Annotated in this window: 26 protein-coding genes; 10 read left to right on the top strand and 16 right to left on the bottom strand. The window is 71.0% G+C overall.

Features of this window, described 5'->3' with window-relative positions:
* Window position 1: 1 nt before the first annotated feature.
* A complete protein-coding gene (locus NIE111_RS18440) occupies window positions 2-550 on the bottom strand; it encodes a TetR/AcrR family transcriptional regulator (protein WP_238685571.1) in 549 nt (182 codons plus the stop codon).
* Window positions 551-663: 113 nt separating this feature from the next.
* Here NIE111_RS18440 and NIE111_RS18435 point away from each other — a divergent pair, with 113 nt between their 5' ends.
* A complete protein-coding gene (locus tag NIE111_RS18435) occupies window positions 664-1,608 on the top strand; it encodes an NADP-dependent oxidoreductase (RefSeq protein WP_238685570.1) in 945 nt (314 codons plus the stop codon).
* A gap of 3 nt (window positions 1,609-1,611) precedes the next feature.
* On the opposite strand, the gene NIE111_RS18430 is transcribed toward NIE111_RS18435, so the two are convergent.
* Together NIE111_RS18430 and NIE111_RS18425 are read right to left on the bottom strand one after the other, a co-directional pair.
* Window positions 1,612-2,274 carry a polysaccharide deacetylase family protein gene (locus tag NIE111_RS18430; protein ID WP_145788528.1) on the bottom strand — a complete coding sequence of 221 codons (663 nt, stop codon included), beginning with the start codon at window positions 2,272-2,274 and terminating at the stop codon, window positions 1,612-1,614.
* 656 nt (window positions 2,275-2,930) lie between these two features.
* Window positions 2,931-3,125 carry a CsbD family protein gene (locus NIE111_RS18425; protein WP_088989634.1) on the bottom strand — a complete coding sequence of 65 codons (195 nt, stop codon included), beginning with the start codon at window positions 3,123-3,125 and terminating at the stop codon, window positions 2,931-2,933.
* A 157-nt stretch (window positions 3,126-3,282) separates the two neighbouring features.
* On the opposite strand from NIE111_RS18425, the gene NIE111_RS18420 reads away from it, so the two are divergent.
* Window positions 3,283-3,894, top strand: a complete 612-nt coding sequence (locus NIE111_RS18420; RefSeq protein WP_210785778.1) for a histidine phosphatase family protein — start codon at window positions 3,283-3,285, stop codon at window positions 3,892-3,894.
* Here NIE111_RS18420 and NIE111_RS18415 read toward each other — a convergent pair.
* The 3 genes from NIE111_RS18415 to NIE111_RS18405 all read right to left on the bottom strand — a co-directional run bounded on the left by NIE111_RS18415 (window position 3,824) and on the right by NIE111_RS18405 (window position 6,692).
* Window positions 3,824-4,330 carry an Lrp/AsnC family transcriptional regulator gene (locus tag NIE111_RS18415; RefSeq protein WP_091398289.1) on the bottom strand — a complete coding sequence of 169 codons (507 nt, stop codon included), beginning with the start codon at window positions 4,328-4,330 and terminating at the stop codon, window positions 3,824-3,826. The two genes, NIE111_RS18420 and NIE111_RS18415, sit on opposite strands and share 71 nt — an antisense overlap.
* 107 nt (window positions 4,331-4,437) lie before the next feature.
* Entirely contained in the window at window positions 4,438-5,580 is a 1,143-nt protein-coding gene (locus NIE111_RS18410) for an acyl-CoA dehydrogenase family protein (protein ID WP_238685569.1), read from the bottom strand.
* The gene (locus NIE111_RS18405) at window positions 5,577-6,692 is read right to left on the bottom strand and encodes a M24 family metallopeptidase (protein WP_238685568.1); all 1,116 of its coding nucleotides are present in this window, start codon (window positions 6,690-6,692) and stop codon (window positions 5,577-5,579) included. The genes NIE111_RS18410 and NIE111_RS18405 overlap by 4 nt, the downstream gene beginning before the upstream one ends.
* A 202-nt stretch (window positions 6,693-6,894) precedes the next feature.
* Here NIE111_RS18405 and NIE111_RS18400 point away from each other — a divergent pair, with 202 nt between their 5' ends.
* Window positions 6,895-8,262 (top strand): glycosyl hydrolase family 18 protein, encoded by a 1,368-nt coding sequence (locus tag NIE111_RS18400; RefSeq protein ID WP_238685567.1) that lies wholly within the window; start codon window positions 6,895-6,897, stop codon window positions 8,260-8,262.
* Between the two features lie 99 nt (window positions 8,263-8,361).
* Here NIE111_RS18400 and NIE111_RS18395 read toward each other — a convergent pair whose 3' ends face one another.
* A complete protein-coding gene (locus NIE111_RS18395; protein ID WP_238685566.1) occupies window positions 8,362-9,729 on the bottom strand; it encodes an MFS transporter in 1,368 nt (455 codons plus the stop codon).
* Window positions 9,730-9,767: 38 nt separating this feature from the next.
* Window positions 9,768-10,688, bottom strand: coding sequence for a DMT family transporter (locus tag NIE111_RS18390; RefSeq protein ID WP_238685565.1), 921 nt, complete (start codon window positions 10,686-10,688; stop codon window positions 9,768-9,770).
* Window positions 10,689-10,814: 126 nt separating this feature from the next.
* Here NIE111_RS18390 and NIE111_RS18385 point away from each other — a divergent pair, with 126 nt between their 5' ends.
* Complete coding sequence (locus NIE111_RS18385; protein ID WP_238685564.1) at window positions 10,815-11,705, top strand: LysR family transcriptional regulator; 891 nt, start codon at window positions 10,815-10,817, stop codon at window positions 11,703-11,705.
* Window positions 11,706-11,760: 55 nt separating this feature from the next.
* Here the strand turns inward: NIE111_RS18385 and NIE111_RS18380 are convergent, their stop codons facing one another.
* A complete protein-coding gene (locus tag NIE111_RS18380; RefSeq protein ID WP_238685563.1) occupies window positions 11,761-12,639 on the bottom strand; it encodes a winged helix-turn-helix transcriptional regulator in 879 nt (292 codons plus the stop codon).
* 205 nt (window positions 12,640-12,844) lie between these two features.
* Entirely contained in the window at window positions 12,845-13,339 is a 495-nt protein-coding gene (locus tag NIE111_RS18375) for a CAP family protein (protein ID WP_238685562.1), read from the bottom strand.
* Window positions 13,340-13,588: 249 nt separating this feature from the next.
* On the opposite strand from NIE111_RS18375, the gene NIE111_RS32445 reads away from it, so the two are divergent.
* The 3 genes from NIE111_RS32445 to NIE111_RS18360 all read left to right on the top strand — a co-directional run bounded on the left by NIE111_RS32445 (window position 13,589) and on the right by NIE111_RS18360 (window position 16,452).
* Window positions 13,589-14,101: a DUF3040 domain-containing protein gene (locus NIE111_RS32445; protein ID WP_372488357.1), complete on the top strand. Its 513-nt coding sequence runs from the start codon at window positions 13,589-13,591 to the stop codon at window positions 14,099-14,101.
* Window positions 14,102-14,159: 58 nt separating this feature from the next.
* Window positions 14,160-15,116 (top strand): 5'-3' exonuclease, encoded by a 957-nt coding sequence (locus tag NIE111_RS18365; protein WP_238670702.1) that lies wholly within the window; start codon window positions 14,160-14,162, stop codon window positions 15,114-15,116.
* A gap of 127 nt (window positions 15,117-15,243) precedes the next feature.
* Window positions 15,244-16,452 (top strand): low temperature requirement protein A, encoded by a 1,209-nt coding sequence (locus NIE111_RS18360; RefSeq protein ID WP_238685560.1) that lies wholly within the window; start codon window positions 15,244-15,246, stop codon window positions 16,450-16,452.
* 14 nt (window positions 16,453-16,466) lie between these two features.
* On the opposite strand, the gene NIE111_RS18355 is transcribed toward NIE111_RS18360, so the two are convergent.
* Together NIE111_RS18355 and NIE111_RS18350 are read right to left on the bottom strand one after the other, a co-directional pair.
* Window positions 16,467-17,225, bottom strand: coding sequence for a maleate cis-trans isomerase family protein (locus tag NIE111_RS18355; RefSeq protein WP_238685559.1), 759 nt, complete (start codon window positions 17,223-17,225; stop codon window positions 16,467-16,469).
* Window positions 17,222-18,049, bottom strand: coding sequence for a hypothetical protein (locus NIE111_RS18350; RefSeq protein WP_238685558.1), 828 nt, complete (start codon window positions 18,047-18,049; stop codon window positions 17,222-17,224). Before NIE111_RS18350 ends, NIE111_RS18355 begins: the two co-directional genes overlap by 4 nt.
* Before the next feature lie 252 nt (window positions 18,050-18,301).
* On the opposite strand from NIE111_RS18350, the gene NIE111_RS18345 reads away from it, so the two are divergent.
* The gene (locus tag NIE111_RS18345; protein ID WP_007460667.1) at window positions 18,302-18,508 is read left to right on the top strand and encodes a hypothetical protein; all 207 of its coding nucleotides are present in this window, start codon (window positions 18,302-18,304) and stop codon (window positions 18,506-18,508) included.
* Window positions 18,509-18,751: 243 nt separating this feature from the next.
* Here NIE111_RS18345 and NIE111_RS18340 read toward each other — a convergent pair whose 3' ends face one another.
* The gene (locus NIE111_RS18340) at window positions 18,752-19,114 is read right to left on the bottom strand and encodes a winged helix-turn-helix transcriptional regulator (RefSeq protein ID WP_238685557.1); all 363 of its coding nucleotides are present in this window, start codon (window positions 19,112-19,114) and stop codon (window positions 18,752-18,754) included.
* 95 nt (window positions 19,115-19,209) lie between these two features.
* Here NIE111_RS18340 and NIE111_RS18335 point away from each other — a divergent pair, with 95 nt between their 5' ends.
* Window positions 19,210-20,091 carry an NAD(P)-dependent oxidoreductase gene (locus NIE111_RS18335; protein WP_238685556.1) on the top strand — a complete coding sequence of 294 codons (882 nt, stop codon included), beginning with the start codon at window positions 19,210-19,212 and terminating at the stop codon, window positions 20,089-20,091.
* A 161-nt stretch (window positions 20,092-20,252) separates the two neighbouring features.
* Window positions 20,253-21,212 (top strand): TIGR03557 family F420-dependent LLM class oxidoreductase, encoded by a 960-nt coding sequence (locus tag NIE111_RS18330; protein WP_238685957.1) that lies wholly within the window; start codon window positions 20,253-20,255, stop codon window positions 21,210-21,212.
* Window positions 21,213-21,413: 201 nt separating this feature from the next.
* Here NIE111_RS18330 and NIE111_RS18325 read toward each other — a convergent pair whose 3' ends face one another.
* The 3 genes from NIE111_RS18325 to NIE111_RS18315 all read right to left on the bottom strand — a co-directional run.
* Window positions 21,414-22,775, bottom strand: a complete 1,362-nt coding sequence (locus NIE111_RS18325) for a right-handed parallel beta-helix repeat-containing protein (protein WP_238685555.1) — start codon at window positions 22,773-22,775, stop codon at window positions 21,414-21,416.
* Window positions 22,776-23,036: 261 nt separating this feature from the next.
* Entirely contained in the window at window positions 23,037-25,133 is a 2,097-nt protein-coding gene (locus NIE111_RS18320) for an APC family permease (RefSeq protein ID WP_238685554.1), read from the bottom strand.
* Between the two features lie 87 nt (window positions 25,134-25,220).
* Window positions 25,221-25,709: hypothetical protein (locus NIE111_RS18315; protein WP_372488356.1), on the bottom strand; the 489-nt coding region annotated here is incomplete at its 5' end.

Genomic DNA, 25,709 nt, shown 5'->3' with positions numbered 1-25,709 from the left:
GTCAGGCGCGGATACCGGCGAGCACCAGATCGGCGACCCTACCGATCACCTGGGCACTCGTCGTAGCCGGCAACCGCCGTAGCGACGCGATGGCCAGCAGGCCGGCCCGCACGTCGTCCACGTCGACGCCGTCGCGCAGCACACCCGCCGCCCGGGCTCGCCCGACCAGCACGTTCAACGCCTGCGCGTGCTCCCGCCGCTCCCGCTGAAACGCCGCACTCACCTCACCCGGCCCCACCAACGCCTCGTTGAGCGCCCGGTCGTGGATCTGCCGCTCGGCGAACTCGCGCACCACGCCGGACAACGCCCGCCACGGGTCCGGGTCGTCGAGCGCGCGGCGCATCCGCACACCGCAGTCGTCCACCCGCTCGGCCAGGACCGTCGCGACCAACTCCGTACGCGTCGGGAAGTGCCGGTACAGGGTCGCCACACCTACCCCCGCCCGTCGCGCCACCTCCCGCATGGGCACCTCGAGCCCCGCCGACGCGAACGCCTCCCGTGCCGCCGCCACCACCCGGTCACGGTTGAACCGGGCATCGGCACGCTGCATCTGAGACATCTCCGACCGCCCTCCCTCTCACTTGACCCCACAGCGGAACGGCCGCTCCGTTTCCGGCCTACGGTACGACCATCACCCCGTCTTCCCAGGCAGAGGAGCCCCTGATGTTCGCCGTGCAGTACGACCGGTTCGGCGGCCCCGAGGTACTGCACCTCGGGACCACTCACGCGCCACGGCCCCGGGCCGGCCAGATCCGCATCCGCGTCCAGGCCGCCGGCGTCTCCCCCGTCGACATCGGCCTCCGCTCCGGCCGCACCCCGATGAGCGCCCAACTGCCGCTGCCACACATCCCCGGCGTCGACGCGGCCGGCATCGTCGACGAGATCGGCGACGACGTCGACGGGGTCACCCTCGGCGACCATGTCTTCGGCATCGTCGAGCTGGCCAGACTCGGCGGCGCGAGCGCACAGTTCGCGGTACTACAGCTCTGGGCGCACAAGCCCACCGCCCTGCCGTGGGCCCAGGCCGGCGCGGCGGGCACCAGCATCGAGACCGCCACCCGTGCCCTCGACCTGCTGGACCTACGCCCCGGCATGACGCTCCTCGTCGACGGCGCCGCCGGTGGCGTCGGCAGCACCGCCGTCCAACTCGCCACCGCCCGCGGCGTCCACGTCATCGGCACCGCCCGCGCCGACAACCACGACTTCCTCCGCCAGCTCGGGACGACACCGGTCACCTACGGCCCCGACCTCACCACCCGCCTCGACGCCCTGGGCGTGACCCGGATCGACCGCGCCCTCGACGTCGCCGGCGCCGGGTCCCTGCCCGAACTGCTCCACCTCACCGGCGACCCGACAGCGGTGCTCACCCTTGCCGACTTCACCGCGCCCACCCACGGCGTCCGCCTGTCCATGGGGCAACTGGCCGGCGAACCCGACGGCCGCCACGGCCTGCCCGCCGCAGCCGAACTGTTCACCGAGGGCCGGTTCAGGGTGCCCATCGAAGCGACCTTCCCGCTCGAGAAGGCGGACGACGCGCACCAGACGGCCGAGCACGGATCCCGCCGCGGAAAGATCGTCCTGACCGTCGACGACGTGCAGGAAAGCTGAGCCTCAGCCCTCGGCCAGCACCTCGGACAACGGCGCCGGCACCAGCCCTCGCTCCCGCAACCCGGCCAGGATGTGCGGCAACGCCTCATCCGTCATCGCCGCGTTCGCCTCGGTCACGTGCATGATCACCACCGAGCCGGGGCGTACGTGGTCCAACACCGCCCGCACCAACGGCTTCCACGCCGTCGCGAACGGATCGCCGCTCACCACATCCCCGTCGACCACCGTCACACCCAGCGGCGCCAACGCGTCCAACGCCGCCGCGTCGTGGCACAACCCCGGAAACCGGAAGTACCGGGTCTGCCGACCCCCGTACGGCGCGATCACCTCGAACGTCTTCGCCACATCGCCGGCCAGCTCGTCGACCGGCAGCCGGGGCAGGTCGTAACAGTCGGCGGTGAACGCCGCGTGCCCGTAGGTGTGGTTGGCCAACTCGAAGCGCGGGTTGCCGGCGATCCGCCGGGTCACGTCCGGATACCGCTTGACCCACTTGCCGGTCAGGAAGAACGTCGCCGGCACCTGCTCGCGCTCCAGCAGGTCGAGGATGCGCAGGTTCGCGTACGACTTCACCCGGCCGGCCCGCAGGCTGGCCAACATCCCGTCGGTCATGTCCGCGTCGAAGGTCAGCGCGACAGTGGCACCGGTGCGCGGCCCGTGATCCACCACCGGCGCCCTGCTCCCCACCCGCGTCGCCCCCGGGACAGCAGCCGCAACCGTCGGCGTCGGGGCACTCTGTGGGGTGGCGGCAGCCGTCGGCGTCGGAACCGCCTGCGAGGCGCCGGCCGACGGCGCGGCCGCGGAGGCGGACGAGCCGACGAAGACCGGCCCCTCCGGCGGTGGAACCCGGGAGGCCGTGCACGCGACACTGCCGACAACGGCAGCCGCAACCAGTACGCCGCACCACAATGGGCGGAGGCGGGGTCGGATCACGCCGCAGATCATCGCAGACGCGAAAGCGCCTCACTGTCCCGCGCGCACCGTCCCGAACGCCGGCGGACGCACCTCGCCCACCTCGTCCAGAGCAGGCAGTGGCCCCTGGCGACGCGGGCCTTGCGCGCGTCGCGCGTCGGGGCGGTGCCGCTCCGGTAAGCGATATACCTCAGAGGCATAAATATGACTCCCAGGTATATGGCTCACCAAGGGTTCTCCCGCCCGAGAGGGTGCCGAGGCCGCCACCGCAGTTGGCCACGCAGAACTGCGCGGGGCGTTCATGGTGACCGCCAGGCCGAGCAGGAAAAAGGGCCAACGCCGCCAGCACCAGAGAACGCAGCACGACGGGTCCCCGGGCGACGGTGCGCCCGGGGACCCGTGGACAGCTCAGGTCACTTCGTGAACGAGTCCTTCACGTTGCGACCAGCGTCCTTGACGTTCTGACCGGCCTGCTTGGCGCGCGCGTCGCTCTGCTGGCTGGCGCCCTCGCCACGCATCCGCTCGTTGTCGGTCATGTCGCCGACGCGCTCCCTCGCGGCGCCGGCCATCTGCTCAACCTTGTTCTTTGCCTTCTCGGTGAAGCTCATCGCGCCTCCTCGGTCTGGCGGTTGTCCTGGCTCGCTTGCCCGGTTTCCGGGTGCCGAAACCGGCAGTGCCGGTCGGCACATCCGCTAAGGCATCCTAGGAAGATAGGTAGTGGGAGGGTCTCCTGTCGGCACCGCCCCACGATGGTTAACTGACCGCATGGGAGAGCTCCTGCTGATCCGGCACGGCGAGACCACCTGGAGCGCCAGCCTGCGGCACACCTCGTACACCGACCTGGAGCTGACACCCGACGGCGAGCGACAGGCGCGCACCCTGGCCGCGTTCCTGGCCGGCCGGCGCTTCGTCACAGTGCTGACCAGCCCCCGCTCCCGTGCGCTGCGCACCGCGCAGCTGGCCGGGCTCACCGTCGACGCCGTCGACGAGGACCTCAGCGAGTGGAACTACGGCGAGTACGAGGGCCGCACCACCGTCGACATCCACGACGACGATCCGCACTGGAACATCTGGACCGACGGCTGCCCCGGCGGCGAGTCCCCCGCGCAGGTGGGCGAACGGCTCGACCGGGTGCTGGCCCGCGTCACCCCCCTGCTCGACCGTGGCACCGTCGCGCTGGTCGGGCACGCGCACAGCCTGCGGGTGCTCGGCGCCCGCTGGATCGGCCTGCCCCCGTCCGCCGGTGGGCGGCTACGCCTGGACACCGCCACGGTCAGCGCGCTCGGTCACGAACACGGCCGGCAGGTCATCCTGCGGTGGAACCAGCCGGCTCCTCCGGCGCCCGGGACCGCGACCGACTCGGTGCCGCAGAGCTGATCTTCGGCGGCCGGTTCTCGTACGGCGTGGACAACACCACAGTCGTCCGGGTCGTGACGTTCGCCGAGGTGCGGATCTCCTGGAGCACCCGTTCCAGGTCGGTGGGGCTGGCCACCCGCACCAGCAGCAGGTAGAAGTCCTCCCCCGCCACCGAATAGCAGGAGTCGATCTCCGGCAGGTGGGCCAGTCGCTCCGGTGCGTCGTCCGGCTGCGACGGATCGAACGGCCGGATCGCCACGAACGCGGTCAGCGGCAGGTCCAGCGCCTCGAACGACACCCGGGCGGCGTACCCCTTGATCACCCCGCGCTGCTCCAGCCGACGGACCCGCTGGTGCACGGCGGACACCGACAGCCCCACCCGCTCGGCCAGGTCGGTGTACGACAGACGGCCGTCGGCGGTCAGCGCGGCGACGATAGCGCGGTCGATCTCCTCCACGGCGTGCAACCTACCGGGAAAACCGTCGCACGGCGACGAGGTACCCGAGTGGCGGGCCGCTGTGGGTCGTGACGCACCCACCGCGGCCCCACCACCGCGTGCCGTCGTCAGCCCTTGGCCAGCGCCCGGGAGATCACCATCCGCTGGATCTGATTGGTGCCCTCCACGATCTGCAACACCTTCGCCTCACGCATGTACCGCTCCACCGGGTGGTCGGCCACGTAACCCGCGCCGCCGAGCACCTGCACCGCGTCGGTGGTCACCCGCATCGCCATGTCGGTGGCGAACAGCTTCGCCTTGGCCGCCTCGATCGAGTACGGGCGGCCGGCGTCACGCAGCCGGGCCGCCGCCAGGGTCAGCGCGCGGGCGGCGGAGATCTGGGTGGCCGCGTCGGCGAGGAGGAACCCCAACCCCTGAAAGTCGATGATGGAGCGCCCGAACTGCTGCCGCTCCCGGGCGTAGGAGACCGCGTAGTCCAGGGCGGCCTGGGCCAGCCCGACAGCGCACGCCGCGATGCCCAGGCGGCCGGAGTCCAGCGCGGACATCGCGATGGTGAAGCCCATCCCCTCGCCGCCGATCAACCGGTCGGCCGGCACCCGCGCCTCGTCGAAGGCGATCTGCGCCACCGGGGAGGCGCGCAGCCCCATCGTCCGCTCGGCCGCCTGCGGGGCGATGCCGGCGGTGCCCGCGTCGGCGAGCAGGCAGGAGATCCCCTTCGGGCCGGGCCCTCCGGTGCGGCAGAAGACGTTGTAGAAGTCGGCGGCGTGGGCGTGGGTGATCCACGCCTTGGTGCCGGAGACCAGGTAGGCGTCCCCGTCACGATCCGCCCGGGTGGTCAGCGCCGCCGCGTCCGAGCCACCCTGCGGCTCGGAGAGGCAGTACGCGCCCAGCAACTCGCCACCGAGCATGTCCGGCAGCAGCTTGCGCTGCTCGTCGCTGCCGAAAGCCGCCACCGGGTAGCAGGACAGGGTGTGCACGCTGACCGCTTCGGCGACGGCGAGCCAGCGGCTGGCCAGGATCTCCAGCACCTGCAGGTACACCTCGTACGGTTGCGCCGCTCCGCCGTGCTCCTCGGGGTAGGGCAGGCCGAGCAGGCCGGCGCGGCCCAGCGTGCGCAGCACCTCGCGGGGGAACTCGGCGCGTTCCTCGAAGGCCGCGGCCTTCGGCGCGAGTTCGCCGTCGGCGAGCTCGGTGGCGAGACCCAGCAGGTCGTGGGCCTCGTCGGTGGGGAGGATCCGGTCGACAGTCATAGCGCGATGAGCTCCGTGGGGGTGGTGTTGAGCCGTTGCACGCCGTCCGTTGTGCAGACGACGATGTCCTCGATGCGGGCGCCGTGCCGGCCCGCCAGGTAGATGCCCGGTTCGATGGAGAACGCCATGCCGGCGTCGAGTGGTCGGTCGTTGCCGGCCACCAGGTACGGCTCCTCGTGCCCGTCCAGGCCGATGCCGTGGCCGGTGCGGTGCAGGAACGCGGGACCGTAGCCGGCGGCGGCGATCGGCGTGCGGGCCGCGGCGTCGGCCGCCGCGGCGGTGATCCCGGGGCGCACCGCCTCGACGGCGGCGCGTTGGGCGTCGCGCAGCACCGCGTAGTAGTCCAGGAAGTCGGCTGGCGCCGACCCGCCGGCCAGGTAGGTGCGGGTGCAGTCCGAGCGGTAGCCCGATGCCATGGTGCCGCCGATGTCGACCACCACCGGCTCGCCGACGCCGATGGGACGGTCGGAGGTGCCGTGGTGCGGGCTGGCGCCGTTGGGCCCGGCCGCCACGATGACGAAGTCGACGGTGACGTGCCCGGCGGCGCGGATCGCCGCGGCGATGTCGGTGGCGACCTCGGCCTCGGTGCGACCGGGGCGCAGCCACTCGCCCATCCGCAGGTGCACCTCGTCGATCGCCGCGCCAGCCTCGGCGAGCGCCGCGACCTCCGCCGGGGACTTGCGGATCCGCAACTCGCGCAGTACCTCCCCGGCGAGCCGTTGCGCGGCGTCGGGCAGCGCCGCGCGCAGGCCGAGGACCTGCTCGGCCCACATCCGGTCGGCGAGCCCGACCGCGGCGACCGGGCCGTCGAGGGCGGCGACGACCAGAGGGTACGGGTCGGTGCCGTCGACGTGGTCGACGATGCGCACTCCGGTCGCCGGCGCGGGGGACGCCTCGGCGGCCGGGCGTTCGAGCCGGGGCACGACGAGGGTCGGCTCACCCTCGGCGGGCAGCACCAGGCAGGTGAGCCGCTCCCCCGCGTGGGCGTCGTACCCGGTCAGATACCGCAGGTCGGAGCCGGGCGTGAGCAGGAGGGCGTCCAGGCCGGCGGCGGCCGTCGCGCGCTGCGCGGCGATCAACCGATCCGGCGGATACAGCTCGTCGAGTCCCACCCCGTCAGCTTAACGGTCGTTTGGGCAAACCCCATATCGACACCGATCGTCGGAAAATCCATCGACGTTGATTGACGCGGACAGTTAACACTCTTTAAGATTTGGCTGCCTCGAGGCCCACCCGTCCCTGCGTCCCCGCACCCCCCGCCCGCGACAACCCTGCGCGGGCGGGTGTCGTCCCCCGCCCACGGGAAGGCCCCCGATGTCCTCACCACTGCGCCGCGCCCTCGCCGCCGGCCTGCTCGCGCTGGCCACCGCCGGCGCCACCCTCACCGTCACCAGCGCCCCCGCGCAGGCCGTGGTGCTGCCGAACAACTTCAAGAGCGTCGGCTACATGCCCTCCTGGGCCGGCAACATCAACACCATCCAGTACAACAAGCTCACCCACATCAACTACGCCTTCGTCCTGCCCAACAGCAACGGCACCCTGCAAGGGGTGGACGGGGCGCGGCTCTCCTCGCTGGTCTCCCAGGGGCACGCCAACAACGTCAAGGTCTCCATCGCCGTCGGCGGCTGGAACGACGGCAACGACTCGGCCTTCGAGACGCTCGCCGCCAACGCCACCAGCCGCACCAACTTCGTCAACAACCTGATCAACTTCGTCAACCAGTACAACCTCGACGGCGTCGACATGGACTGGGAGTACCCCGACCCGGGCGCCTCGGCCAACAACTACACGGCGCTCATGACGCAGCTCAGCAGCGCCCTGCACAGTCGCGGCAAGCTGCTCACCGCCGCCGTGGTCAGCGAGGGCGGCAGCGTCCAGGGCGTCCAGACGGCAGTGTTCAACCAGGTCGACTGGCTCAACATCATGGCGTACGACGGCGGCAGCCCGCACGCCAACTACGACTGGTCGATCAACAGCATCAACCTGTGGAAGGCCCGCGGCCTGCCAGCCAGCAAGGCCGTCCTCGGCATCCCGTTCTACAGCCGCCCCGTCTACTACAACTACTCGTACCTGGTCGGACTCGACCCGGCGAACGCCAACCGGGACTGCGCCACCATCGGCGGCAGCCAGCAGTGCTGGAACGGCATTCCGACAGTCAAGCGCAAGACGCAGTGGGCCCTCGCAAACGCCGGCGGCGTGATGAACTGGGAGCTGTCGCAGGACACCAGCGGCTCGACCTCACTGCTCAGCGCCATGTACGACACCATCATGGGCGGCACCACCCCGCCGCCGACCGGTCGTACCGGTCAGATCACCGGGATCGCCGGCAAGTGCGTCGACGTGGCCTCGGCGAGCACCGCCAACGGCGCCGCCGTCCAGCTCTGGGGCTGCAACGGCACCAACGCGCAGACCTGGACCGTGGCCAGCGACAGCACGCTGCGCGCCCTCGGCAAGTGCGCCGACATCACCAGCGGCTCCACCGCCAACGGCGCGAAGGTCCAACTCTGGGACTGCAACGGCAGCGGCGCGCAGGTCTGGCAGGCGCAGTCCAACGGCACGCTGCGCAACCCGCAGTCGAACAAGTGCCTCGACGCCAGCGACAACAGCTCCGCCGACGGCACCCGGTTGCAGATCTGGGACTGCTTCGCCGGCGCCAACCAGCGTTGGACGCTCCCGGCCTGACGGTAAGGGTTGAGGAAGGGCCTCTTGTTGAGTACGTACGTCAACAAGAGGCCCTTCCTCAACCGGCCCCGCGCTGGGGTTGCTGTCCCAGCTCGCCAATTACTTGATCATGGCGCGGTCAGTGTTCGGCGATGGTGGCCCGGACAACAGACCCGGCGTTTCAGCCACCGGACGGTTCGCACCGGCCAGCGCCGGGGACCCGGTTCGCTGATCGGCGCCGTCGTCGTTCTTGCCCGCCGGCGATTCTGGCAAGTCGCGGCGGGTGCGAAGGGGCGAGAGAAACACGGGCAGGAAGGCCACCGTCAGCACGGCACCCCCTACCCAGAGCGTGGCGTGCGCGGTGGCCAACTCGCCGATCAGTCCGGCCACGGCGGCGCCGATCGCGAGTGCGCCGGTGAGCAGGAAGCGGAAGGTGGCGTTCATCCTGCCGAGGAGGGAGTCCGGTGTCATCCGCTGTCGCAGGCTGACGCCGAGTACGTTGTCCATGCCCGTCTTGAACAGGGCAAGCAGCCATCCGGTCCCGGCGAGCCATAACCAGGGGCCCCGGTCGATGAGCGGTACGAGCAGTCCGGCGGGCGCCAGGCACAGGCCGACGAGACCGAGCGCGCGGCCGTAGCCGAGCCGTCCGGCGATGGGGCGAGCGCAGCGGGATCCCAGCAGCAGGCCGGCCCCGCCCACCGCCCAGAACAGGCCCAGCGCGCCGGCCGGGAGGCCGAGTTCCCGGATGAACAGCACCGGAAGCATGGTATTGATGATCTGCGAGCCGAGGTTGGACAGGGTTGCGGTGAGCGCGAGGGCCCGTAGTTCCGGGTTGTTGAAGACGTGCTGCAGCCCTTCGGCGATCTGTGTGCTCAACCGGGTCGCTTGCCCCGTCCCGGCCGACGCCGGGGTACGGCGAATGGCGGTGAGCCGAAGGGCCGAGGCCAGGTAGCCCACGGCCGCGCACGCCACCGCCACGGGCGCGCTGAGTAGCTGGACCAGCGCCCCGCCCGCGCCCCGCCCGGCTATGTTGCCGACCGCCATCAGGCTCACCACGGCGGCGTTCGCCTGGACCAGGCCGTCACGGCCGACGACTCGCGGCAACACGCTCTGCGCGCCGACATCGCTGAAGACGGTGGCGCAGCCGTTCAACAAGACGACCAGATACAACTGCCAGAGCGTGAGGGCGTCCCACCACCAGGCCAGCGGGATGAGGGCGAACAGCGCGGCTCGGGCCAGGTCAGCGGTGATCAGTACGCGCCGATGGCGCATCCGGTCCACCCAGGCCCCGGCGGGAAGACCGATGAGGAGGAAGGCGGCGGTGCTCAGGGTGGCCAGTGCCCCGACCTGGCCGGGACGGGCGTCGAGGGCAGACACGGCGATGAGCGGGACGGCGACGTACCCGACGTTGGTGCCGAGTTGGCTGAGGCTCGTCGCGGTGAACAGGGCGCGGAAGTCGGAGTTTCGCCACGGGGAGTTGGGTTGCATGATCCGTTCATCCGGTGGTTGGGTTCGCGGCACCGCCGTCATCCGGCAGCGGCCTTGCTGGTGGGGGCGGGATGGGTGCCGGGTGTCGCGGCATCCTCGCTGACCGATCGCGGCGGCTGCTGTCGCCGGGTCATCGCGACACCGAGGAACACGACGACCATCCCCGCGATGACGCGCAGACCGATTTGCTCATCGAGCACGATCGCCCCCAGCGCCACCGAGACGATCGGCAGCAGGTACCCGACGGTGGCGGCGCTGGTCGCCCCCTCGTCCGCGATCAGCCGGTAACTGAGGTAGAAGGTGAATCCGGTGCTGAGGATGCCGAGAAGGGCGACCGCGATCACGGCCTTCGGATTGAATTCCGGCGGTGTCATCCCGCCGGCTGGCAAGGCCAGCGCGCTCAGCGCGGTGGCGGTGAGAAGCTGGGCCGCGGCGAGGGCGATCGGGGCGGTGCCCCTCCCGGTGAGCTTTCGGGCCATGTAGGCGAAGGCGACGGCGTAGCTCGCCGCCGCGCCGAGTAGGGCAAGAGTGCCCCAGCTCAGCAGCCCGGCCGCATGCCAGGGGGCGAAGATCAGCAAGGTACCGGCGAAGCCGAGCAGCAGCCCGCCCAGGCGGACCGGGCCCAGGCCCCGTTCTGCCCCGATCCCGATGCCGATCAGCAGAGACCACAGCGGCGTGGTCGCATTCAGCACGCCGGCCAGCCCGGAGTCGACGGTCTGCTCGCCAAGGCTGAAGAGGAAGAACGGCAGGGCGTTGCAGAAGAAGGCGGCCACGACGAGATGGCACCAGGTCGTCCGGTCCCGGGGCACTCGCTGGCGTGCGGACCAGGCCAGGCCCAGCAGGACCGCCGCGCCGAGCGCGGAGCGCGCGAAGGTGATCTGCAGGGGGGTCAGACCGTTGTTCAGGGCCAGCTTGATCCAGAGGAAGCCGGAGCCCCACAGCAGCGCGAGCACGGCCATCCGTCCCAACGCGCCACGTCCGCCAATGTTCACGTCTTGCCTCCCGGTCGAATCGACATGAACGCTGCCGGAGCGGACTCGACAGGACAAGTGAAAGGTTCTTCAGAGACCGTTAAGCTCAGCTACATGATTGACGTACGCCGCATGCAGGTCCTCCGCGCGGTGGTTGCCACGGGCTCGGTGACCGCAGCGGCGGCGGATCTCGGGTACACCCCGTCCGCGGTCAGCCAGCAGGTGGCGGCCCTCGAAAAGGAGGCCGGGATCGCGCTGTTGGAGCGCGTCGGCCGGGGCGTACGGCCGACGGCTGCCGGACGGCTGCTCACCGAACACGCGGCCATCATCGGCAAGCAACTGGCCGAGGCGGAGACGGCGCTGGCCGATCTGCGGGCCGGGCGTACCGGGCGGCTGGCGATCGGCTACTTTGCCACCGCCGGAGCCACCCTGATGGCACCCGCGCTCGCTCGGCTCCGGCAGGCGTACCCGGGCGTCCGGGTCGACCTCAGGATGACCGACCCCGCCGACCCGCTGCCGGCGGTGACGCAGGGCCGGATCGACCTGGCCATCGTGGTCAGATCCGCGGATCGGCCACCGGAGGGCGTCCACCTGGTCCACCTGCTCGACGACCCCTATCGCGCCGCCCTACCCAAGGGGCACCGGCTCGCCTCGAAGCGGGTCGTCGACCTGATCGATCTGGCTGGTGAGCCGTGGGTCGGCAGCGAGTGTCCCGGCCCGTGCCTCGATGTCATCCTCGACGGCTGCGCTGCGGCCGGCTTCCAGCCGAACGTGGTGGCGCGGAGCGAGGATTACGCCACCGCGCAGGGCTTTGTCGCCGCAGGCCTGGGCGTCAGTCTGATTCCGGAGTTGGGGCTGGCCAACCGGCACCCCGGCGTCGTGATGCGCAAGATCCGCAACCCGGAACCCGTACGGGCGATCCAGGCGGCGGTGCGGCAGACATCGCTGGGCCAGCCGGCGCTCGACGGATTGCTCGCCGCACTGCGGCACGCGGCAACCGACTGAGGGCCAACCTCGGGGGCGCGGCGGGACTGCCTGGGACAGCTCCCCCAGCGGGGGCTCACACCTGGTGCGCGCGGACCAGGGTGAGCATCTCGTCCACCGACCCCGCTGGGTCGGAGACCGGGAACTGCAAGGCTCGCACCACCGCCTGCGGGTCGACCAGCAGGGTCAGCCGCTTGAACCGGGTCATCCCACCGGCGCGGAAGACGGGCAGCAGCAGCCCGGCGGCCAGCCGGCCGTCCTCATCGGACAGCAACGGGAAGGGCAGTTCGGCGTACGCGGCGAAATCGGCGAGCTGGTCGGGCCGCTGGGTGCTGATGCCGTACACGCGCACGCCGGCGGTCACGAAGTCCGGATGACGCTTGGCGTAGGTGGTCGACTCCAGGGTGCACCCCCGGGCGCCGGGAATCTCCGCCCAGCCGGGCGGATAGCCGTGCGTTCCCGGCGCGTACGCCCCGGGGAACAGGTAGAGGACCGTCCACGCACCCGTCGCGGCCACCGCCACCGGTTGCCCGTCGGCGGCGGGCAGGACGACATCGGGCAACCGTCGGCCGACCAGGTCGTGCGCCCGGCGCGCCTCGGCCGAACCCGCGTCGGCCGTCGCGGTCACGTCACCGTCGCCCATCAGATGCCTCGTTCCCCACTCCTGCAGCGCGATCAGCACCGGCAACAGCCCCTCGCCCCTCGCGGTGAGCAGGTAGTCGTAGCGCGGCGGGTGTCGTGAGTACGGGCGGCGCTCCAGCACACCGTGCTCGACAAGCGCGCCGAGGCGCTCGGTCAGCGCCCGCCGACTGACACCCAGCTCGCGTTGCAGCCCGTCGAAGCGGGTCGTCCCGCCGGCGACGTCACGCACGATGAGGAACGTCCACCAGTCCCCCAGTACGCCGAGCGCCTGCGCGATGCCGCAGTCCGCATCGGCGAGATCCTCTCGCCGCACCCGCTACCTCCGTTGGTCCCGTCCGACTATAGTCCGTTCCAGATTGGAACGCGCCGGCTTGACGAACGGGGGACGGCGACATTCCCGTCGACGAACGGGCCGGGGCGGGGCGGGCATGCCCGTCGCCTCGGCCCTGAGGGCGGTTCGGGGGCAACCCCCGGGGGCGCACCGGTCACCACCGGTACGCCCGCCGGGGGTCGGCGTCTCAGCTCGCGGGCGTCACGTTCATCACGTACTGGCCTCCCATGTTTCCGGGCGGCGAGAAGTTGGCCACGATGAAGGTCTCCCACCATTTCGCGCCCTGGCCGGCGACCCGCCCCACGCCCAGCTTCGTGGTGTTCTTCCAGACCAGCGCGGTGAAGTGCCCGATGGCCTTCGTGGAGTCGATGGCCTTCCCCGTGGCGAAGTCGTAGTTGCTGATCTCGCTGTACCAGGAGTCGACGGCAGCGGTCCCGGAGCCTGCCGTCGGGCCAGTCGAGGCGCCCGCCCACGACCCGTTCTCACCGGTGTCCGGTCGCAGACCCTCGTGGGTGAGATTGCCCTTCTCGGCCATGAAGGACGCCCGCGACTTCGAGTACTCCACGAGCTCAAGGTCGAGGGTGAGCAACGACGATCCGTGCCGCGCCCGCAGTTCGTTGACCTTGCTCAGCACCTCTTGCAGGAACTCGTCGTTGGTTCGATCCGCGAATCCATCTCGCATGATGTGACACCTCTTCTGAAGAAGAACGGCGGAATGTCTGCCCCTGGTGGGCGGCTCGGCCCTCGACGGCTGGCACAGCGGGTCGGATGGCCATCGACAGCCTTCCATCGGCAGACAGGAAAGAGCCGTCACTGAAGGTGATGGATTGATGACAGAAGCGATAACACCGGCTCTCGCCGGTGAACCGATGCGGAGATGCCGCAGCGGGCCTGGCCGCACCGCCCCAGGTGGTGACCGGGGCACCCTGGCGTGGACGCACCGTCAGCGGCACGCTGTCTCAGACCCGAACGACATCAGCGGCGTGACAGAGAATTTCCTCTTCTCTGTCACAACGGCGATTTCACACCCCGCCGTCGACCGGTGCCGTTCGCTGACGACATCGACGCTACGTCGCCACCCGATTGCCCACCTCGTCACGACTTCGGCACACCGGCCGGCAGGTGCTCCGCCTGCAATTTCCGGCCCCGCGCGTCCCCGCGGCCCCTAGCCTGGGATCGGGACGCCCGCGCGGGCGACCCGACCGGGAGGACCGACGTGGCAGGGAACCAGGCGAACCGGGCGGCGACCCGCCGTCGCCGCCAACTGTGGGCCGGGGTCCTCGCACTCGTCGGCCTGGTCCTGCTGGTCATCGGCGTCACCGTCGCCGACGGCGTCGCGGCCTGGGTCGAGGTGGTGGTCGCCATCCTGCTGCTGGTGACCAGCTACGTCGTGCAGCGCCTGGCCCGACGGGAGACCGTCTACCGGCCCGACGAGCGACGCTGACACCACCGGCGGCCGGGCGTACACCAGATCGTCGGACGGTTGTGCCAGGCTGTCCGGCGTGGCACACCGACCCCCGATCCTGCTGATCGACGCAGCCAGCCTCTACTTCCGGGCCTACTTCGGCATACCGGAGTCCGCAGCAAAGGCTGAGGACGGCACCCCGGTCAACGCGGTGCGCGGCTTCCTCGACATGCTCGCCACCCTGATCCGGGTGCGGGGCGCCGACCGGATGATCTGCGCCCTGGACTACGACTGGCGCCCGGCGTGGCGGGTGGACCTGCTGCCGTCGTACAAGGCGCACCGGGTCGCCCCGCAGGGCGGCGAGATCGTTCCGGACACCCTCTCCCCGCAGGTGCCGATGATCCTGGAGGTGCTGACCGCTGTGGGCATCACCGCGGTCGGCGCGACCGGTTACGAGGCGGACGACGTGCTCGGCACCCTCTCGGTGACCCAGCCCGGCCCGGTGGAGGTGGTCTCCGGCGACCGGGACCTGTTCCAACTCGTCGACGACGCCCGACCGGTCCGGCTGCTCTACGTCGGGCGCGGCGTCGCCAAGCTCGACGACTGCGACGACGCCGCCGTACGGGCCCGCTACGGTGTGCCCGCCGACCGGTACGCCGACTTCGCCGCGCTACGCGGCGACCCGAGTGACGGGTTGCCCGGGGTGGCCGGCGTCGGCGACAAGACCGCCGCCCGGCTGATCGAACGCTACGGCAGCATCGCCGGCATCCTGGCCGCGCTCGACGACTCCGACTCGTCCTTCGCACCGGGCCTGCGCGCCAAGCTGGTCGCGGCCCGCGACTACCTGGGCGTCGCGCCGACGGTGGTCCGGGTCGCCCTGGACGTGCCCCTGCCGGAGCTGCCCACCGCGCTGCCGAGCGCGCCGGCCGACCCGGACCGGCTGCTCGAGCTCGCCCAACGATGGAACCTGGCCGGCTCGGCCCGCCGCCTGGTCGACGCGCTCGCCGCCCCTCGCGGCGGCGAGAAGCCCTCGACATCCCCGCAAGCGGGGTAACCACCCGACACGACCCGGTCGGGGGACGAGCGGGCGAACGCGGGATGCCGGGCTCGCCCGCCCGTTACCGTCCGCAGAGGTGGACCGGACAGGTCCATCGAGTCGAGCGGTTCCGCAGGAGTATCCCGTGCACCTCGCCGCGCCGGAGCCCGGATCGCCACGGGCCAGCGGTCCGCCGGTGCGCGACCCGGAGGGCCCACGTCGGGTCACCCTCCTCGAACTCTTCTTCGACCTGGTGTACGTGGTCGCGCTGGCGCTCATCTCACGGGGAATGGTCGACCAGCTCGACTGGCACCGCGCCGCCGAGGCACTGATCATGCTGGCCGCCGTCTGGTGGACCTGGGCGATCACCACGCTGGTCACCGACCTGTACAACCCGGAACGCACCGAGATCAAGCTGCTGATCAGCGCGGTGATGTTCGGCGCGCTGCTGATGACCACGGCGATCCCGGAGGCGTTCAACGATCGGGGGCTCGTCTTCGCCGGCACCTACGTGGCGATCCACCTCGGGCGTGGCCTGTTCCTGATGCCTGCGGTACGCCGCGAACCGCAGACCCAGCGTCGGGCGGCCCGCATCTTCGTCTGGTTCGCGGTGTCGGCGATCCCGTGGCTCATCGGCGCCTTCGTCAGCGGGGACGCCCGGATCGCGTGCTGGGCCATCGCGCTCGTCATCGACTACACCGGCTTCCGCCTCGCGTACCCGGTGCCGGGGCTCGGGGTGGTGCCCGAGAAGCAGCGCAACGTCACCGCCGAGCATCTCTCCGAGCGCTACCAGCAGTTCTTCATCATCGCGCTCGGCGACGCCATCCTGACGATCGGCACCATGTTCAGCATGGAGCACAACGAGGCCGAGAACATCGGGGCCTTCGCTGTGGCGTTCCTGACCACGCTGCTGCTCTGGCGGATCTACGTGCACAAGTCCGGCGAGCTGCTGCCGACAGCGATCCAGGCAGCCCGGTCGCCCAGCAAGTTCCTGTTCAGCGCGCCGTACACCCACCTGTTGATGATCGCCGGCGTGGTCACCACGGCGGCCGGCTTCCACCTGGTGCTGCACGAGCCGACCGGGCGGACGCCGCCGGCCTGGCTGGCGGTGATCCTCGGCGGCCCGGCTCTGTTCCTGGCCGGCCGGGCCTCGTTCGAGTACGAGGTGTTCAGCCGGGTGTCGTGGTCGCGACCCGGTGGGGTGCTGGCGCTGCTGACCATCGCCCCCGGCGTGCTGTACCTGCCGCCGGTCTTCGCCTCCCTCGGCGGGCTGCTGGTGCTGGTCGGCGTGGCCTACGCGGACTTCCGGCGTAGCCACGGCAAGCCGCCGGAGGCCCCGTCACCCCCGCACTGAACCACACCCGCCTTTTATTGCGGAATCGGGCCGGCCAGCAGCCGGCCCGCGTCGGGCACGTACGGCTCGACACCCAGACCGGTGAGCAGTTGATGCACCGTCGCCGTCGCCGCGGTGAGCACCGGGCGACCGAGACCGGCCTCCACCAGCGGCACCGCCGCCAGTGACGGCAACTGCACGCAGGCGGAGAGGACCACAGCGTCCACGCCGGTCACGTCCAGACGACCGGCCAGCTCGACCAGACGCTCTGCGGGGATGCGCCCGACCGCCACGTTGTCCGGCTCGCAGAGGCTCACCGCGTCGGTCACCCGCACGCCGTACGCGGCGAGGTAGGCGACGACGGTCGCTGTCAACGGCGGCAGGTACGGCGCGACCAGGGCCACCCGGCGGGCACCCAGCGCCCGCAGCCCCGCGACCAACGCGCCGGCACTGGTCACCACCGGCATGTCGTGCCCGGCGCGACCGGCCGCGCGGCCCAACCGCCGCTCGGCCCGCTCGTGCGCGCCGGCGCCCTCGCACATCACCGCCACCAGACAGGCGTACGCGAGCACGTCGCAGCGGGCGTCGGCCAGCTCGGCGGCACACCGCAGGGCGGAGCGGTTCATCCGGGCCAACTCGTCGGCGGTCACCTGACGCAGCCGTACCCGACTGGCGTGGGTGGTGAAGCGGACCGTCGGATCAACGGCCTCACGCCGGCGCAGCATCGCCGGGATCTCGGTTTCCATTGTGGTGTTGGAACTGGGCACCACCAGGCCGATGCGATAGCCGCTCACACCAGTGCCCCGGCGTACCCACGGACCTGCAATCGTTCCCGGGCACCTCCGGCCAGGCGCACCTGCAGGCCGAGCGGCGCGGCGGCGCGGCGGACGTCGTCCAGGTGCAGCGATCCGTGCCGGTCCACCGTGAGCACCGGCGGTTCTTCGAGGTCACCCTCCGGCGCGTGGAACGAGAGCAGGGTGACCGAGGTGGTGAGGTAGCCCGGGTACGCGGCGCGGGCCGCGGCCTCGTCCCGGTGGACCAGCACCACCAGATCGTCGAGGTGGGCGAAGTCGGCGGCGAGGGCGCCCGCCTTCCAGTGCGCCGGTTCCTCGGCAGCGCCGGTGAGATGCCGGGAGCGGTTCGCCGAGGTGATGTAGAGGTGATCCGTTCCGGTCTCGGCGAGCGCCCGCTCGAAGAAGGCGTTGGACGGGCACGTCAGCCCTGGTGCGATCACCTGGGTGGTCCGCAAACCCTGGTCGACCTGGGTGAGGTGGTCGGGAAGCCGGTCCGCGGCCGGCCCGCGGAAGCCGAACGGCCCGGCCCCGTAGAGGGCGTCCATCAGCGCCCGCACCCGGCCGACCGGCAACCGCGGCGAGATCCGCGTCCAGTCGAACATCCCGGGGATCCGGCCGATCGCTGTGGTGATGCTGCCGACCTGCTGGACCGGTCGGCCCTTGGCCAGGTTGACCCGGCGCACGGTGGCCGCGTCGGGACGCGTCACGATGACGTAGAAGTTGGCGAACGCCGCCGCGACGATCGCGCCGCCGGCAAGCGCGCGGGCCGCGACCGCGACGTCCTCGGGGCGGTCGATGTAGAGGGGCGGTGTCGGGGCGTCCATGAGTCCTCCTCGGCGGGGCCGTGAGGCAGTTCTACGTCCACTCACCCGGATGACGGCGAGGTCGGTCGCCGATCCGATAGCCGACAGGCGCTACCCGGTGCGGGCGGCGGATGCCCGGGCGGTACACAACGGCGGACGGCATCGGCCGGATGGGGGATCCGCGGGGGGTCGTAGCACGCAACCGTTAGCCGCGCGACCCGATTGGGTACAACGGCTGCACCTCAGATCCACCACATACCTCAGGAGGCAGCGATGCGCGGCACCTCGATTCTCGGAGTCATCGTCGTGATCTGGTTGGTGATCGGCGCCATCGCCGGTGGCCAGCGCGGTTACTACAGCGGCGACGACACCAATTGCGCCGAGGCCGGCACCATCCTGGTCACCATCGTGGCCGGGCCGTTGAACTACATCGGCGCCAACCCGAAGGTCGACTGCAAGCTGCCCGAGCCTTCCAAGTAGACGACAGACGCACCACGGCCCGTGCCCCCGCAGTGGGGGCACGGGCCGGCGCGGTTTCGGCGAGGTCGCTCCGGAGCCCAAGGGCCTGTTTCATAAGGGCGGTCGAGCCGAGGCGGAGTCCGGGCGGCGATCCGGCAAGGCGCGGTTTCGTTCGGATACCGGTGTTGTATCCGGACGAAACCGCAACGCCGCCGGTCGTCGTTCGGGCCCGCCGCAGGCCGGCCAGTTCTCATGAAACAGGCCCTAGCCCGTCTCCTCCCCCGACCGCGCAACTGTCGACCGGTCGCGTCCCCAGGCGGCCAGCGGCTCGAGGGCCTCGTTGAGGCGAGTGCCGTCCTCGGTCAACGAGTACTCGACGCGGGGCGGCACCTCGTCGTAGGAGACGCGGTGCACGACGCCGTCCGCCTCCATCTCCCGTAGGTGTGAGGCCAGCACCTTCTCGGTGATCCCCGGAAGCAGTCGACGCAGCTCGCCGAAGCGACGCAGGGGGTGCTCGTGGAGCGCCCAGAGGATCAGCACCTTCCACTTGCCGCCGATCACCTCCATCGCGGTGTCGATACCGCACGCGTGTCCGTCCGCGGTGCCCGGCCGGTTCACCGTCGCCATAACCACCCCTCCGACGTGCTCGCTCACCCCCTGGTGAGTACGCACTCCGAAGTGCGTACTTGATCATCTGAGGGCCGATGACCAGCCTAATCGGCATGGAACAGAACACTGTGGAGAGACCCTCCGTCACGATGCTGGGACTCGGCGCGATGGGTACCGCGCTGGCCCGCGCCTGGCTTGCCGCCGGCTACCCGCTCACCGTCTGGAATCGCACTCCGGCCCGCGCAACAGCGCTCGCGTCCGACGGGGCGAGGGTCGCGGGCAGCGCCGCCGAGGCGGTAGCGGCGAGCACCCTGGTCGTCGTCTGCCTGTTGGACGACGGCTCGGTCGACGAGGTGCTGGCCGGTGTCGACCTGGTCGGCCGGGATCTGGTCAACCTGACCACCAGTACCCCTGCCCAGGCCCGCGCCCGCGCGGCCTGGGCCCATCGACAGGGCGCCCGCTACCTGGACGGTGGAATCATGGCTGTCCCGCCGATGATCGGCGTCCCGGAGGCCGGCGGCTACGTCTTCTACAGCGGCTCGCGAGCGCTGTTCGAACGGCACCGGGAGACGCTGGGCGTCCCGGTCGGCACCACCTACGTCGGCGAGGACGCGGGCTTCGCGGCCCTGCACGACGTGGCTCTGCTCAGCGCCATGTACGGGATGTTCGCCGGGGCCGCGCACGCCTTCGCCCTGATCCGTCGGGAGGACATCGACCCGGCGGCGCTCGCCCCACTGCTCGCCGACTGGCTCGTCGCGATGGTCCCGGCGGTGCACCAGACCGCCGACCAACTGCGCAGCGGGGACTACACCACTGGGGTCGTCTCCCCTCTCGCCATGCAGGTGGCCGGAACGCCGACCTTTCTGCGCACCGCCGAGCAGCAGGGCGTCAGCCCCGAACTGCTCCGCCCCTACTTCGACCTGATGCGCCGCCGCCTGGCGGAGGGCGGTGGCGAGGAGGACCTGACGGGCGTCATCGATCTGCTGGTGCGGTGAGATGCCCGGTGGCGGGAGGCGGTCCTTTGGTGCCTCCCGCCACACACCGCACACCGCCTAAGGCATCCTAGGAGGCTGGTTTGCGACTTACCGGCGTTTGTCCGCGCCGAGGCCGGGAACCGCCGATGCCTCAGTCAGCGAACGGGATCGGGAGTGTGGGCATGCAGATCGGCTACAAGCTGGCCGCCGAGGGGTACGGCCCGCAGGACATCATCCGACAGGCCGTCCTGGCCGAGCGGGCCGGCTTCGACTTCGTCGAGATGAGCGACCACTTCCACCCGTGGCTGGACGCGCAGGGACACTCGTCCTTCACCTGGAGCGTGCTCGGCGCCATCGCGGCCAAGACCAGCACCCTGCGCCTGGCCACCGGGGTCACCTGCCCGACCGTCCGCTACCACCCGGCGATCATCGCGCAGGCCGCGGCGACCATGGCGCTGATCTCCGACGGCCGGTTCACCCTCGGGGTGGGCGCCGGAGAGCGGCTCAACGAGCACGTGGTCGGGCAGGGCTTCCCCAGCGTGCGCGGGCGACACGAGCGACTACGCGAGGCGCTGGAGATCATCCGGCTGCTCTGGCAGGGCGGCTACCAGTCGTACGAGGGCCGGCACCTGCAACTGGAGGACGCCCGGATCTTCGATCTGCCGGACACTCTGCCCGTGATCGCGGTGGCGGCCAGCGGTGAGGTGTCGGCACGGCTCGCCGCCGAGTTGGGCGACGGCCTGTTCGCCACCGAGCCGGACGCGTCGATCGTCGAGCACTACCGACGCGCCCAGGGTTCGGGCCCGCGCTACGCCGAGGTGCCACTGGCCTGGGCCACCGACGAGCAACAGGCGGTGCAGGCGGTGTTGCAGACGAGCCGATGGATGGTCACCGGCTGGAAGGTGATGAGCGAGCTGCCGAACCCGGTCAACTTCGACGCGGCCAGCGCGTACGTCGAGGAGAAGCACATCCGGCAGCTCTTCGCCATCGGCCCGGACCCGGAGCCGCACGTCGCCAAGGTCCGGTCGTACGTCGAGGCCGGCTTCGACCACATCGTCCTGCAGAACGCCGGCCCCGACCCGGACGGCTTCCTCGACTTCTTCGCCGGCGACCTCTCCGGCCGTCTGCGCGCGATGGGCTGAGAGCGGACCATCCGCTCGCCGACGAGCGGGCCAGGAGGCTGGTTTGGAGCATTCGCCGCCGGGCCGTCACCCGCATGACCATCAGCTCCACCAGGGGTACAACCGGCGCACCCGGCCCACTGGCGATCGGTCGATCGCTCCTGCGGGCCGGGTGCGTTCCGGACCGGTGTCCGCCACCCGGCGGGCCACCTTGCTGACGGGTCAGCGGAAGCAGTTGGGAACCGGCGCCGTGCTGTCCAGGCAGTTGCTGGGCTCGTTGCCGCTGATCTCGGTCTCGTCATCGACCTTGGCCTGGGCCTTGTCCACGAAGAGGCCGCCAGGCCGCACGTCGGAGACGTTGTCGGCCACCCGGCTCTTGAACAGCGAGACCTGGCCCATGGTGACGAAGATGCCGCCCGCCTTCTTGTCGGCGTCGTTGCGGCTGACGGCGCTACGGCGCACCAGCAGGTTGGACTTCTCGGAGTAGATCCCACCACCGTCGCCTTCGGACGTGTTGTGCGTGATGGTGCTCTCGTCGAGCGGAAGCAGGCCCTGGAAGGTGGAGATGCCGCCGCCCTTGACCGTGGCGGTGTTGTCACGGATCGTCATGCCCCGCAGGTAGAGCACCGCGTCCGAGTTGGCGATGCCCCCACCGACCTCGGCGGTGTTGCCGATCACCCGGACGTCCGAGACCTTGCTGCGCGCCGAGAAGCTGGCGAAGCCCCCTCCCTGCGCCGCCTTGTTGTCGGCGAACGTGCTCCGGTGGACCTCGGCCGCTCCCCGGTAGTTGCCGAGCCCACCGCCGTAGCTGGCGGCGGTGTTCTCGAAGAACTTCGACCTGTCCAGGGTGAGCACGCCACCGTTGAGCAGCCCTCCGCCCTTGCCCTCCTTGCCGATGGCGCGGTTGCCGACGAAGGTGCTGTCGCTGATCGTCATGTTGCCGTCGTTGAAGACCGCGCCACCGCCTCCCTCGGCGGAGCGGGAGGTGCTTCCGATGATCGTCGTGCGCCGCACGGCGGCGGCGGCTCCATGGACCACGTGGATGCTGCCCCCCTCGGCTGCCGACCGGCCGTTCTTGAGGACGACGTCACTCAGGTCCAGCTCACCACCATCGCGGACGGTGAAGAACCGGAACTCCTCGGCGTCTGGGTCGCGCCGGATGGTGGCGCCCTCGCCCCGGATGGTGATGGCGTGGTAGATGACAGGCAGACCGGCCTTGTCGTCCTTCGGATCGCGCGGGGGCGCTTCGGCGTCCCCGGGGTTCTCCGCGGTGTCGGCAGCCTCGCGGGCGTCCCGGATGCCGCCGTCGTAATCGTCGGGTTGCTGGAATGCCTCGGTGAGGGTGTAGGTGCACTTGCGCGCCAGGCGAAGCTCGCCGCCACCCTCGGCGTTGGCACGGACGAGCGCCGCGATGAGTCGGTCGGAGTCGCAGGGCACCGTCACCCGGTCGGCCGCCGCAGCCGCCACGCCGGTCAGACCCGTCGTCGCCACCACCATGCCACCAGCCACGAGACCACCGGTTAAGAACCACCGGGACCGCCGCCTGGGCCGCGCTGGGCGTCGACTCGCTCGGTACGTGAACATAGAACTTCCCTGCCCCTCGTGCATCTGACACGGCCGCCCCCAAAACAGGCGCGGGGTGGCTAACGTCCCTAGCGCCACCGAAATGACGATACGACGGTCAAATGTGACAAGGCAGGCGAACGTGAATAACCTTGCGATTGCGCTTGGGCACCCCCTTCCGCCGCCCACCGCCGCAGCAGGGTCGAATCCGCCCGAAACAGCGGTTGGGGCCCGCTCCAGGGCCAGGGGCAAGCCCTTATGGCGGCCACGTCGGCGCCGAGCTCACCCGCCGACGTGGATGCCGGGTCGACGCAGCGGGTCCCGTTCGGTCCGGCGGATGATCTCCCGCACCACCGGCGGGGTGTCTCCCCGGCCCAGGATGAGGTAGCGCGCCAGGTGCGCGATCGGGCTGCCCTCCGACCACTCGAAGTGCGCGTGCGGCCGGACTCCGGTGGCGTCCCGCAGGGCCAGCAGGATCGCGGCGATCGCGTTCGGCGCGGCCGGGCTGTTGGCCCGCAACACCCGGAAGCCGCCCACCTCGATCCCGTGCACGCGCAACACCTGACTGAACTCCGACGGATCGACCACGTCGATCTCCAGGAACAGCACGTCCGCGGCCCCGGGCACCGGATTCATCCCCCGCTGCGCACGCTCCTTGATCGTGTACTCCTTCACCGACCCCTTCTGGCGCTTGTTCGCGATCAGGTGCAACTGCCCGTCGTGCGCCAGCGACTCGGTGATGAACCGACGGGCCGCCTCGTCGAACTCGATCCGCTCGGCGCGCAGCTCGGTGGTCCGGGTGACCCGGGAGACCAACGAGACCACGATGATGCCGAGGATGAACAGCGCGGAGATCGTGATGCCGTCCGGCTGTTCGATGACGTTCTCCAGCAGCGCGTACAGCAGCACCAGGGTCAGCACTGTGAAGCCGATCGCGGAGCCACGCCGGTGATGACGGGCCGCGGAGATCGTCACCGCCACCGCCCCGGACACCATCATGGCCAGGATCCCGGTGGCATACGCACCGGCCTGGGCGTTGACGTCGGCGCGGAAGGCGATAGTGATGGCGACGCTGACGACGGTGTAGACGATCACCACGGGGCGCACCGCCCGCGCCCACTCCGGCGCCATGCCGTACGACGGCAGGTAGCGCGGCACGATGTTGATCAGCCCGGCCATCGCCGAGGCGCCGGCGAACCAGAGGATGAGCACGCTGCTCACGTCGTAGACGCTGCCGAACACCTCCCCCAGGTAGGTGTGCGCCAGGAACGCCAGCGCCCGCCCGTTCGCGCCGCCGCCCGGCCGGAACTCCTCCGCCGGAATGAGCGCCGTGGTCACGAAGGTCGTCGAGATCAGGTACACCGACATGATCAACGCGGCGGTGGTGAGCAGCCGACGTGTGTTACGGATCCGGGCGGCGAGCCGGGCCTGCTTGTCCGGGCCGTCGGCCGCCACCAGGGGCATCATGCTGACCCCGGTCTCGAAACCGGACAGCCCCAGCACCAGCAGCGGGAACGCCAACACGGCGGTGAGCAGCACCCCGCCCGGGCCGCCACCGGTCGAGGTCACCGCGGCCGTCCAGTTCGACACGATGCCCGGGTCCTCGACGATACGGGCCACCGCGACCACGACGATCACCGCGTTGAGGACCAGGAAGACCGCGACCAGCGGGATGGCCACCACCACCGCCTCGCGGAACCCGAGCAGGAACACCCCACCGAGGATGAGCAGCAGCACCACAGTCACCACGACCGGCACCACGGACCCGTGCAGGACGTCCGGCAGGTACGGGTTCTCCAGCAGGTGCACTGTGGCGTCGGCCGAGGAGAGGGTGATCGTGATGATCCAGGAGGTGGCCACGAAGCCGAGCAGCACGAGGACGAAGATCTTGCCCCGCCAGAACGGCAGCAACCGCTCCAACATCGCCACCGAACCCTGACCATGCGGGCTCTCGTGGGCCACCCGCCGGTACATCGGCAGCATGCCGAACAGGGTGAGCACGACGATCAACAGGGTTGCCAGCGGGGAGAGCGCCCCGGCCGCCACCGCCGCGATGCCAGGCAGGTACGACAGCGTGGAGAAGTAGTCCACGCCAGTCAGGCACATCACCTGCCACCAGGCGTGCCGACGGTTCTGTCCCTCGGTCGCCTCGGGGCCGGGCGGCTGCACCTGGTGCTGGAAGAGCCACCGGCGCAGCGGGCTGGCCGGCGGCGCCGAGCGGGCCGGCGTGGCCACGCGTTCGGGCACCACGACGCCGTGCCGGCCGCCCCGGTGTGGGCGGGCCGGGTCGCGGGCCGCCCGCAGCGCCGGGTCCGGGCCGCTCGGCGCGTGGCGGCGCCCGTTCCAGCGCCGTGGTTTCGCCCGGTGCTCGTCAGCCATCGCCAGTCCCACCCTCACAGGTCCTGATCTGACGGTAGGCGGTGACCCGGCGCCTGATCGGCGGAACCGGGTACCTGTTGGGCCTGCTCAGGACAGGTCCGCGACGGCGAGCAGCCGGGCCAGCGCGGGTGGGTCGGCGACGGTCACCGTGGCCGCCGGGTGCCGGGGCCGCCCTCCGGGCACCAGCGCCGGCACCGGTACGCCGAAGCGCAGGCAGATCCCGCCGGCCGCGCTGCTGCCGAAGGTCGCACCGCCGTCGGCCAGCGACAGGTGTGGGCCGATCGCCCGCCACCAGCGGTACGGCCCGCTCAGCTCGACGGCGGTGACGTTGTCCCGGTCGGTCCGCAGCCGCCACGGCCCGTACCGGATCATCAGGTCCCGTTCGGTGACGGCGACCCAGGCCGTCGCCGGGCGGACCCCCAGCAGCGCCAGCACCGGGCGGAACACCGGGTCGAAGCGGAACGGAAACCGGGCCACGACGCCGGTCATCGGGTGCCGGGCCGAGCGGTGGGTCGCGACACCGGGCCGCCCGGCCGCAGCGGGCCGGGCCGCGCGGGCCGGGGGCGGGCGGCGGGC

This window comes from Micromonospora hortensis, from assembly GCF_022230935.1.
In the GTDB taxonomy this organism is placed as follows: Bacteria; Actinomycetota; Actinomycetes; order Mycobacteriales; family Micromonosporaceae; genus Micromonospora; species Micromonospora hortensis.
Note: the sequence above shows the minus strand (reverse complement) of the source record. Positions and strands in the feature narration are given on the sequence as shown.

What these genes read in the sequence shown, in the direction of transcription:
- NIE111_RS18425 (WP_088989634.1), bottom strand. Translation starts at nt 3,125, where the DNA reads ATGAGCTTCACCGAGAAGGCAAAGAACAAGGTTGAGCAGATGGCCGGC.
- NIE111_RS18340 (WP_238685557.1), bottom strand. Translation starts at nt 19,114, where the DNA reads ATGGCGACGGTGAACCGGCCGGGCACCGCGGACGGACACGCGTGCGGT.
- NIE111_RS18375 (WP_238685562.1), bottom strand. Translation starts at nt 13,339, where the DNA reads ATGCGAGATGGATTCGCGGATCGAACCAACGACGAGTTCCTGCAAGAG.
- NIE111_RS18330 (WP_238685957.1), top strand. Translation starts at nt 20,253, where the DNA reads ATGCAGATCGGCTACAAGCTGGCCGCCGAGGGGTACGGCCCGCAGGAC.
- NIE111_RS18440 (WP_238685571.1), bottom strand. Translation starts at nt 550, where the DNA reads ATGCAGCGTGCCGATGCCCGGTTCAACCGTGACCGGGTGGTGGCGGCG.
- NIE111_RS18385 (WP_238685564.1), top strand. Translation starts at nt 10,815, where the DNA reads ATGATTGACGTACGCCGCATGCAGGTCCTCCGCGCGGTGGTTGCCACG.
- NIE111_RS18400 (WP_238685567.1), top strand. Translation starts at nt 6,895, where the DNA reads ATGTCCTCACCACTGCGCCGCGCCCTCGCCGCCGGCCTGCTCGCGCTG.
- NIE111_RS18420 (WP_210785778.1), top strand. Translation starts at nt 3,283, where the DNA reads ATGGGAGAGCTCCTGCTGATCCGGCACGGCGAGACCACCTGGAGCGCC.
- NIE111_RS18410 (WP_238685569.1), bottom strand. Translation starts at nt 5,580, where the DNA reads ATGACTGTCGACCGGATCCTCCCCACCGACGAGGCCCACGACCTGCTG.
- NIE111_RS18325 (WP_238685555.1), bottom strand. Translation starts at nt 22,775, where the DNA reads ATGTTCACGTACCGAGCGAGTCGACGCCCAGCGCGGCCCAGGCGGCGG.
- NIE111_RS18320 (WP_238685554.1), bottom strand. Translation starts at nt 25,133, where the DNA reads ATGGCTGACGAGCACCGGGCGAAACCACGGCGCTGGAACGGGCGCCGC.
- NIE111_RS18395 (WP_238685566.1), bottom strand. Translation starts at nt 9,729, where the DNA reads ATGCAACCCAACTCCCCGTGGCGAAACTCCGACTTCCGCGCCCTGTTC.
- NIE111_RS18390 (WP_238685565.1), bottom strand. Translation starts at nt 10,688, where the DNA reads ATGGCCGTGCTCGCGCTGCTGTGGGGCTCCGGCTTCCTCTGGATCAAG.
- NIE111_RS18435 (WP_238685570.1), top strand. Translation starts at nt 664, where the DNA reads ATGTTCGCCGTGCAGTACGACCGGTTCGGCGGCCCCGAGGTACTGCAC.
- NIE111_RS18345 (WP_007460667.1), top strand. Translation starts at nt 18,302, where the DNA reads ATGCGCGGCACCTCGATTCTCGGAGTCATCGTCGTGATCTGGTTGGTG.
- NIE111_RS18350 (WP_238685558.1), bottom strand. Translation starts at nt 18,049, where the DNA reads ATGGACGCCCCGACACCGCCCCTCTACATCGACCGCCCCGAGGACGTC.
- NIE111_RS18335 (WP_238685556.1), top strand. Translation starts at nt 19,210, where the DNA reads ATGGAACAGAACACTGTGGAGAGACCCTCCGTCACGATGCTGGGACTC.